Source organism: Cloacibacterium sp. Arc13 (assembly GCF_041431305.1).
In the GTDB taxonomy this organism is placed as follows: Bacteria; Bacteroidota; Bacteroidia; order Flavobacteriales; family Weeksellaceae; genus Cloacibacterium; species Cloacibacterium caeni_B.
In genome coordinates this window covers 1-7552 of sequence record NZ_JASMRM010000028.1, presented here as the reverse complement: position 1 = coordinate 7552, position 7552 = coordinate 1, and the positions used below count along the sequence as shown (strand labels likewise).

6 protein-coding genes are annotated in these 7552 nt (G+C 32.0%); 3 read left to right on the top strand and 3 right to left on the bottom strand.

The window, feature by feature from the left end:
• Positions 1-75: 75 nt before the first annotated feature.
• Positions 76-2808: a M16 family metallopeptidase gene (locus QO190_RS13085; protein WP_371463808.1), complete on the bottom strand. Its 2733-nt coding sequence runs from the start codon at positions 2806-2808 to the stop codon at positions 76-78.
• An 89-nt stretch (positions 2809-2897) separates the two neighbouring features.
• Here QO190_RS13085 and ruvC point away from each other — a divergent pair, with 89 nt between their 5' ends.
• The 3 genes from ruvC (at position 2898) to QO190_RS13070 (ending at position 6019) form a co-directional block, all read left to right on the top strand.
• Positions 2898-3452 (top strand): crossover junction endodeoxyribonuclease RuvC, encoded by a 555-nt coding sequence (ruvC, locus tag QO190_RS13080; protein WP_371463806.1) that lies wholly within the window; start codon positions 2898-2900, stop codon positions 3450-3452.
• A gap of 207 nt (positions 3453-3659) precedes the next feature.
• Positions 3660-4700, top strand: a complete 1041-nt coding sequence (locus tag QO190_RS13075; RefSeq protein ID WP_371481345.1) for a DUF4407 domain-containing protein — start codon at positions 3660-3662, stop codon at positions 4698-4700.
• A gap of 83 nt (positions 4701-4783) precedes the next feature.
• The gene (locus QO190_RS13070; protein WP_371463803.1) at positions 4784-6019 is read left to right on the top strand and encodes an OFA family MFS transporter; all 1236 of its coding nucleotides are present in this window, start codon (positions 4784-4786) and stop codon (positions 6017-6019) included.
• A gap of 4 nt (positions 6020-6023) precedes the next feature.
• Here the strand turns inward: QO190_RS13070 and QO190_RS13065 are convergent, their stop codons facing one another.
• Positions 6024-7013 carry a hypothetical protein gene (locus QO190_RS13065; RefSeq protein WP_371463801.1) on the bottom strand — a complete coding sequence of 330 codons (990 nt, stop codon included), beginning with the start codon at positions 7011-7013 and terminating at the stop codon, positions 6024-6026.
• A gap of 63 nt (positions 7014-7076) precedes the next feature.
• Positions 7077-7448, bottom strand: a complete 372-nt coding sequence (locus QO190_RS13060) for a DoxX family protein (RefSeq protein ID WP_371463799.1) — start codon at positions 7446-7448, stop codon at positions 7077-7079.
• Positions 7449-7552 lie beyond the last annotated feature (104 nt).

The window sequence follows — 7552 nt, the reverse complement described above, 5'->3', positions numbered from 1 at the left end:
AGCAAAAACGTTTTTACTTTGGTTTAATTATTTATTTTTGTCCTATAATCTGTATCGGTTTTTTAGGACTAGTCATTATTTTTTGTTAAAATCTCCCGCATACACTGAAGTAAGTTTATCTAGAGAAATATATTTTCGAAGAGCTGCATTTACTTCATCTAATTTTAATGCCTGAATTTTTGTATTTACATCATCAAAATTATCTAGAGAAATTCCATACTGTAATTTAGTATTTACCAAATTCACAAGAGTATTTTCCATGCCTAACATTGTAGTTCTTTGGTTAGAAAAACTTTTCTTATTAGCATCTAATTCTTCTTGTGTAAACCCGTCTTTCAAAGCTTTTGCGACTTCTTCTTTCAAAGCATTTTCTACAGCATCTCTTTTTGTAGGATTTAGAATCGCATAATAGCCCCAAGAAGCTACGTCATTGTTAAGAGGAACATCAATAAAAGAACCAGCTCCATAAGAAATTCCTTCTTTTTCACGAAGACGAGTTGGGATTCTTGCAGTAAGGAAACCTCCACTTCCTAGAATTTCATTGGCCATTGTTAAAGCTGCATAATCAGGATGGTCTTGTTTCATTTTAAGACTTAAAGTTCCAAGTGCTACTGCATTTTCTTTGTCTGGAGTTATTATTTTTTTGTCTGCTTTTTGAGTTTCAAAATAAGTTGGCATTACTTCTACAAATTTAGATTTAGCCACTAATTTTCCGAAAACATTTTCTAAAGATTTAGCAGCTACATTTTTGTCTAAACTACCAATGATAGTTCCGTAACCATTACTCGTTCCAAAAATGTTTTTGTAAAAATCTACTACTTGTTCTCTTGTTACTTTCTTATAATCATCTATTTGTTCTTGTAAACTTGGAGTATAGAAAATACTTGTTTTAGGATATGGATTGGCTAATCTTTGTAATTCATTTTGTGCAATAGCTTGTGGATCTTTTATTTGTCCTTCTAGCCAAGTATTGGTTTCGGTTACAGATTTTTCTAATTCATTTTGAGGGAAAGTAGAATTGTTTAAAATATCCTTAATCAATTCCATAATTTTAGGAAAATGCTCATTGTAAGTAGAGAAGCTAAGGTACAGATTTTGTCCGTAGCTGTTGAAATATAGGTTAGACTTTGTTTGGTCTAATAAATCCTGAATTTGTTCTTTGGTTCTGGTTTTGGTCCCTGCTTTCAGTAAATTTGCAAAAAGACTTCCAACTTCTGCTTTTCCTAGTAAATCTTTTTCGTTTCCTAGCATAAAACGGAAAGTTCCTTGTACTTTATCACCTTTTAATTCTTTGTTGATTAAGCCATATTTCATCCCGTTTGAAAGTTTACCTTCGGTAAGATTTTTCTTAAGATTTGCAATGCTGGCTTCAAAAGGTGCAGGTTCTTTTTCTATTGCTTTTCCTTTGTAATTATTGGTAAGAGCCGCAATTTGGTTGTCTCTAAATTCTGCGGGTAACACTCTTTCTTCATTAGCAGAAGGACGGAAAACACCTATGGTTCTATTGTTAGATTTAAAATATTTTTGAGCCACTCTGTTAATGTCTGCCAAAGTAAGCGCTTCTACATTATCTCTGTAAAGAAAAGCAAGCTTATAGTTTCCAGCACCAATAATTTCTGTTAAGTTAATTGCAAAATTGATGGTATTGTTTTTAGAATTTTCTATATTCTTTAGAAGTTTAGCTTTTGCTCTTTTTAAGTCGTCTTCTGTAAATTTGATGGTGGAAATTTTGTCAAGTTCAGTTTTTACTAATTGTGTAGTTTCGTCTAGATTTTTGTCTTTAGAAACATCAAAATTGAAATACATTAAACCAGGATCCCTAAGTGTAGGGAGATAATTCCAAATGGAAGATACTTTTTTGGTTTCTACTAAATTTTTATACAAATAACCAGAAGGATCTGCCGTAAGAATTTCGCCTAATGCTTCTATTGCAGCATAATCTTTGTCTGCATAAGCTGGGGTATGATATCCTACAGCTACAATTTTACTTTCATTATTCCTTCTGATTTCAAAATATTTTTCGCCATTTTGGGCAGGTTCTACAGTATAAGTTCCTCCTAATTCTCTTGCTGGTTTTGGTAATACTGAAAAATAATCACTAATGTATTTTAAAGCATTATTTTCATCAAATTTTCCTGCAATAATTAATGTAGAATTATCAGGTTGATAATATTTTTCGTAGAATTTTTTAAGAGTTACAGCTTTTACACGTTCTATGTCTTCTTTGCTTCCAATAGTAGAATTTCCGTAATTGTGCCACATATATGCATTAGAAAAAACACCCTCCATCATAACTCTGGTCGGACTATTTTCTCCCATCTCGAATTCGTTTCTTACTACAGAAAACTCTTTATCTAAATCACTTTGAAGCATAGTTGCGTTAAGCATTCTGTCTGCTTCCATTTGTATTGCCCATTTTAGGTTTTCATCATTTGATGGGAAAACTTCGTAGTAATTTGTTCTGTCATAGTAAGTGGTGCCATTAGCAATTCCACCTTTATCAGTCAATTGTTTTTTTATATCGCCAAGGTTTTTGGTAGATTTAAAAAGCATGTGTTCTAATAAATGAGCCATTCCTTTCTCTCCATACCCTTCATCTTTAGAACCTACATTATAAACAATGTTTACCACCATGTTACTCTGAGATTGATCAGGAATTAATAGCACTTTCATGCCATTGTCAAGAGCGTATTCCTTTATTCCTTCAATATTAGATAAGAATTTAGGAGAACTAGCTTTTTGAGCAAATACAGAAACGGAAGTTCCTAGCATAAAGCTCATTGCGGTCATTAAAAGAAGTTTTTTCATAAAATTTGATTATTAGGTTAAAAAAGTCCTTCACAATAAGACCGTTAAGTTACAACATTTGTTACAAATTAATTAATAAATTTGCATCAATGAACATAGAAAAAATCATTTTGGGAATTGACCCAGGAACTTCTGTAATGGGTTTCGGGATTATTTCTGTATATAAAGGAAAAATGAAACTCATTGCCATAGATGAATTGGTAATGAAAAAAGAACCCAATCACGAAACGAAACTCAAAAAGATTTTTGACAAAACTTTAGCTTTAATAGACGAATTTCATCCAGATGAAGTTGCGCTAGAAGCACCATTTTTCGGGAAAAATGTGCAATCTATGCTCAAACTAGGACGAGCACAAGGTGTGGCAATGGCTGCAAGTCTTCATCGTGATATTCCCATCACCGAATATTCTCCAAAAAAAGTAAAAATGGCGATTACAGGAAACGGAAACGCCAGCAAAGAGCAAGTTGCAGGAATGCTGCAAAATCTTCTTGCGATGAAAGAATTTCCTACCAAATATCTTGATGCTTCTGATGGTTTAGCAGTGGCGGTTTGTCATAGTTTCAATCTAGGAAAACCTGAAAATGATAAAAATTACACAGGTTGGGCAAGTTTTTTAAAACAAAATCCTGATAGAATTAAGTAATTTTCAGTGTTCTAAATCTTGTAAAATTAAATTTTAGTTTACTGTAATTCAGTGTTTTAAAATTGTAAAATGATTTTACATGTATTTTACTGTGTAAAACCTAATACTATTCGTAACATTGTTGCGTTATTATTCGACCAATCAAAAAATATTCCTATGGAAAATAAAACGCAAACTCCAGATAAAAATATTCCTACCAAAAACGGAATGTATCACCAAATGAACGGATTTCAGAAATTTCTGATGATGTGTTCTGGTTCTAATCTTCATATTTTACAAAAATCTCCTAGCGAATGGAATAAATATGCAGGAATTGGCGGAATTGTACTTTTCACCGCGGTTTTTGCTACACTTTCGGCAAGTTATGCTATGTTTACCGTTTTCGAAGATGTTTGGATTTCTGCGGGATTTGGAATTTTGTGGGGACTCATGATTTTTAATCTCGATAGATATATTGTTTCTTCCATCAAAAAAACTGGGAGTTTTTGGAATCAGTTTTTCATGGCGGTTCCTCGTTTGATTTTGGCAACTTTTCTCGGAATTGTGATTTCAAAACCTTTAGAATTGAAAATTTTTGAAAAAGAAGTCAATAAACAACTCAATACTATTATTCAAAGAAATAAAACCGAATTGCAAAAAACAATGAACGGTAGAATTTTGCAACAATCTGGTCCTTTTGCTGAAGAAAAACAAAAAATTCAGAAACAAATTGCCACATATCAAGCTTCTTACGATTCTGCTTCGGTGGAATTAGAAAAAGAAATTTTAGGAACTAAAACGGGTTTAACTTCAGGAAAAGTAGGCTTCGGAACAAATGCGAAACGTAAAGCAGAACTGAAAGAACAACGCAGAAAAGATTTAGAAAATTACCAAAAACAAATGGAGCCGAGATTGAAATATTTGGACTCTCAAATTTCTGGTGTGTATCAAAATCTACAAACCGAACAGGAAAATTCTGAACAAGTAGAAAATAAATTTGATGGTTTTGCTGCGAGATTACAAGCACTTTCAGAATTGGGAGATACTAATTCTATCATGGCTCTTGCGTCATTTTTCATTATGATGATGTTTATTACACTAGAAATTTCTCCTGTTTTGGTGAAGCTAATTTCCTCAGTTGGGCCTTATGATTATCTTCTAGACAAAACCGAAAACGATTACCGACTGTATTCTAAAGAAAAAATAGAAAAAGGAAACGCCGCTACAGATTTTAGAATAGACGATTTCAAAAATAATCTTGGAAAATAAAATTTCGAAAACCTGCGATAATTCAGCCGCATAAAATTTCTGGAAGTTTTTTCAAGTGATAATTTTGCATCGTCAAATTATATATGAAAAGTACTATGCAGAATTCGGGAAAAAGATGGTTTATTGCCGTGATGGCGACCTTAGTGCATCTGTGTTTAGGAACAGTTTACGCGTGGAGTTTTTTCCAGAAAACCGTCTCCGAAACTTTTGGTTGGAGCAATTCAGAAACAGCTTGGGCATTTAGCTTAGCGATTTTTATGTTGGGTGTCACTGCAAGTTGGGGCGGACAAAATTTACAGAAATTTGGGCCTAGAAAATTAGCGTTAATAGGAGCGTTTCTCTACGCTTTCGGTTATATTATTTCCTATTTTGCTTTACAAAACGAAAGTTTATGGTTGCTGTATTTTGGTTACGGAATTGTAGGCGGAATTGGTTTAGGTTTAGCTTATGTAACGCCAGTTGCTACGGTTTCTAAATGGTTTCCGGATAAGCAAGGCTTAGTAACAGGAATGGTAGTCATGGGATTTGGATTGGGCGCTTTACTCATGTCAAAACTTCTCGCGCCAATATTTTTAGAATATTTTGAAAAAGATTTAGCCAAAACTTTCCTTGCAATTGGGATTACTCTTTTGGTTCTTCTTCCGTTTTTTGCCAATTTTTTGAACTTGCCAACAGAAGAAAAATCGACAGAAATTTCAGCCGAAAAATTAAGTGCTACTAAAGAAATTCTCTCTCCCAATTTTATTTTCATTTGGTTGATTTTCATGTTTAATGTAGTTGCGGGAATGATTTTTATATCGTTCCAATCTCCATTATTGCAAGACTTATTGAAAGCCGACAACGTAAATATAGACACCGCAACGCTAGAAAAAAGTGGAGCTACGTTAATTGCAATTAGTGCATTATTCAATGGTTTAGGAAGATTTTTCTGGGGAAGTATTTCAGATAAATTAGGAAGAGTAACCACTTTCAGACTATTACTTTTGATAGAAATGGGCGTTTTTGCTTCATTGATTTTTATTAAATCACCCATTTTATTTTCTGTAGGAGTTTGTTTGATTTTACTGAATTATGGAGGAGGTTTCGGCGTTTTACCATCTTTAATCAAAGATTTTTTTGGAACAAAACTGATGCCGATAGTTTACGGAGCAGCACTTACAGCTTGGGGAGTTGGTGGAATTTTAGGCCCACAAATCACCGCTTACATGAAAGATCATTTCGCCGTAAACGCAGGATTATATGCCTATAAAGTAGCTTTGGTTTTAATAGCTTTGGGAATTGGATTATCGTTTTTTGTAAAAAATAAAAAAGCTCAATAAAAATCTAGTTTTTCGTTTTATCACAAAAATTGATTAAATAATTTCTTACTTTAAAATTAGTTTTATCACCAGCTTTTTCAAAGCATTCACATGCTTTTACATTATTGTTTAATGCTAAAAAAGCAATTCCCGATTTGATGAAGGTTTCTTCAAAGAAAGAATTAAACCTGTTTTCTCCAATATTGAGAGACTTTAATTTTTCATATTCTTTAGCGATTTCTTCAAATTTATTGACTCCATAATATTGTAAAATATTTCTTCTAATTTCATAAAGTTTTATCTCGTCTTTATTAGTGAGGTCGTTTTTCCATTTTAGAAATTTCTCTTCTTGAATGATGAGAAGGTCTTCATTAAAAGGATTTTTATAATATTTTTCAGCTTTTTTTAATGCGGAAATATAATTGGAATCATAACTTGGAGTCTTAGAATCCAGAACTTTTATATAATCAATTTTATTATCTTTTGTAAGAATGTATTCTATTTTGAAAAACAAATCAATATCATCTTTTGAGTCTCCTTGTGGTGTATTCCTGATGAAAAAGTCATTATAAGAATCTTCGTAATTAAAATTAGGTTCGAAAACTTCATTACAAACGAGAACATTTTTACCGTTTCTCATTTCTCTTTTTGGTGCGAATTCTGGGTATCTATTTATAAAATCATTTGGTCTTAAAAAGGCAAATACTTTTTTTTCTTTATCATCAATATCTTCTAGAACTAAATAATTGTCTACAAAAAAATAGTTTAATGTTCTAAAATCTGATTTTATTTGTTTAGAATCTACCGTTATTTTCTGTTTTCCTGTATCAATATATAAGTAATTATCTCTGAATTCATATTTTGTGAAAAAAGAATAATAAGGCGAGTTGATTTCAAGATTATTTCCGTCTTTGTATAAAACTTTATCTAAAATCCATTTTCCAGAAAGTTTTTCAATTTGAGCAAAAGTGAATATTGAAATAAAAAAGGAGATGATTATTAATGTTTTTTTCATGTTCCAAATATAAAAAAATCTCTCAAAATTTTTGAGAGATGTTCATATATTTTAAGAGGTATTTTAGTCTAAAAGTTGAGCATATTTTTTTCTATTTTCCCACAAAATCCAAAGTAAAATTACCGCGAAAACCAATCCTGGAAGAATTCCGGCAGGATCATGGTGAAAATGATGCGCTAAAATCCCAATAATAATTGGTAACATAACTAATGCACCAACTGCTCTTGTTTTTGGGAGTAATACTAAAAGTCCTCCTACAATTTCTGTAATCGCAATGAGAGGCATTAACCAACCAATTTTGCCAAAAGCACCGAACATTTCTAGTTGTTCTGGGGTTAGTTTTGGTGTTGGCATAAAGTTGAAAAATTTATTTGCCCCGAAAATAATCATTCCCACTCCGAAGAGAATGCATAAAATGTTGTAAACTGTTTTCATATAATTTAATTTGATGTGAAGTAAAGATTGAGTTGTCCTAAAAAAGGTTGACTCGTTAATAATTCAAATATAGTTAAATCGTAGCAGAATTAATTCTGTTACGA

Bases quoted from the DNA above. Each gene is read 5' to 3' on its own strand.
- QO190_RS13085 (WP_371463808.1), bottom strand. From the start codon at position 2,808: ATGAAAAAACTTCTTTTAATGACCGCAATGAGCTTTATGCTAGGAACT.
- ruvC (WP_371463806.1), top strand. From the start codon at position 2,898: ATGAACATAGAAAAAATCATTTTGGGAATTGACCCAGGAACTTCTGTA.
- QO190_RS13075 (WP_371481345.1), top strand. From the start codon at position 3,660: ATGTATCACCAAATGAACGGATTTCAGAAATTTCTGATGATGTGTTCT.
- QO190_RS13070 (WP_371463803.1), top strand. From the start codon at position 4,784: ATGAAAAGTACTATGCAGAATTCGGGAAAAAGATGGTTTATTGCCGTG.
- QO190_RS13065 (WP_371463801.1), bottom strand. From the start codon at position 7,013: ATGAAAAAAACATTAATAATCATCTCCTTTTTTATTTCAATATTCACT.
- QO190_RS13060 (WP_371463799.1), bottom strand. From the start codon at position 7,448: ATGAAAACAGTTTACAACATTTTATGCATTCTCTTCGGAGTGGGAATG.